Origin of the sequence: Aeromonas genomosp. paramedia, assembly GCF_023093515.1 — a bacterium.
Taxonomy (GTDB): Bacteria; Pseudomonadota; Gammaproteobacteria; order Enterobacterales; family Aeromonadaceae; genus Aeromonas.
In genome coordinates this window covers 1-217 of the sequence record NZ_JAAROG010000082.1, presented here as the reverse complement: position 1 = coordinate 217, position 217 = coordinate 1, and the positions used below count along the sequence as shown (strand labels likewise).

The 217-nt window shown below is 46.1% G+C and carries 1 rRNA gene; it reads left to right on the top strand.

What is annotated here, in order from left to right:
- Positions 1 to 149 precede the first annotated feature (149 nt).
- Positions 150 to 217 (top strand): 5S ribosomal RNA (gene rrf / locus HB860_RS22130); the annotation flags it as partial.

Here is a 217-nt window from a genome sequence, read left to right as displayed (position 1 = left end):
CTAATTACCCGTGAGGCTTAACCATACAACACCCAAGAAGTGTTCTAAGGCTTGTAGCAAATACCAAGCGAACTACTTACAAATTCAGTGATAATGACAAGCAACTAGCAAAGTCGTTATTCACGTCAGCTTTCTAGATTAAGAATTTGCCTGGCGGCCATAGCGCCGTGGAACCACCTGATCCCATGCCGAACTCAGAAGTGAAACGCGGTAGCGC